Raw genomic sequence first — 591 nt, 5'->3', positions numbered from 1 at the left:
GCGTGCCGGGCCCCTCGCGCTCTGAGTGCTTGGTCAGGCTGCGGTGCAGGCCGGGCAGATGCCTCGGTAGGTGACTTCCACGCCTGAGATCGTGAAGCCGAAGCGCTCCGTGTCCGGGAGCGACGACAGGGGGTTGCCCGTCGGGTGCACGTCCCGGATCGCGCCGCACTGGGCGCAGACCAGGTGCTGNNCGCCCAGCGAGACCAGCTCGCCCAGGGTGTTGTAGACGGTGGCGCGCGAGATCTCGGGCAGCCGCGTCACGGCACGCGAATGCACCTCGTCGGCCGTCAGGTGTACGTGGTCGCCGTCGAGGACCTCGGCCACGACCCGGCGCTGTGCGGTCATCCGCCAGCCTCGGCCGCGAAGGCGTTCCAACAGGTCACTCATAAGGGTCAGCCTAACAGGGGAGGGACTGAAGTCCCGAACGGGTGTGACTTTGGACCTTTACTTGACTTAGACAATGTCCAGGGTAGGGTCGGCCATGGCTTTACGCCATGGACAGGACTGGCAGGAATGACGCAGGAGGCGCACATGACGTCGCAGGGACCGCTCACCACCGAGGCCGGCGCGCCGGTCGCCGACAATCAGAAC

The 591-nt window shown here is 67.1% G+C and carries 1 protein-coding gene; it reads right to left on the bottom strand.

Going from position 1 to position 591, the window contains the following annotated elements:
• Window positions 1-33 precede the first annotated feature (33 nt).
• Complete coding sequence (locus tag J0695_RS35660; protein ID WP_206968923.1) at window positions 34-387, bottom strand: Fur family transcriptional regulator; 354 nt, start codon at window positions 385-387, stop codon at window positions 34-36.
• Window positions 388-591: the final 204 nt, after the last annotated feature.

Origin of the sequence: Streptomyces beijiangensis, assembly GCF_017315755.1 — a bacterium.
Lineage (GTDB): Bacteria > Actinomycetota > Actinomycetes > Streptomycetales > Streptomycetaceae > Streptomyces > Streptomyces beijiangensis.
The sequence above is the reverse complement of the archived record's forward strand: the minus strand, read 5'-3'. Positions and strand labels throughout refer to the sequence as shown.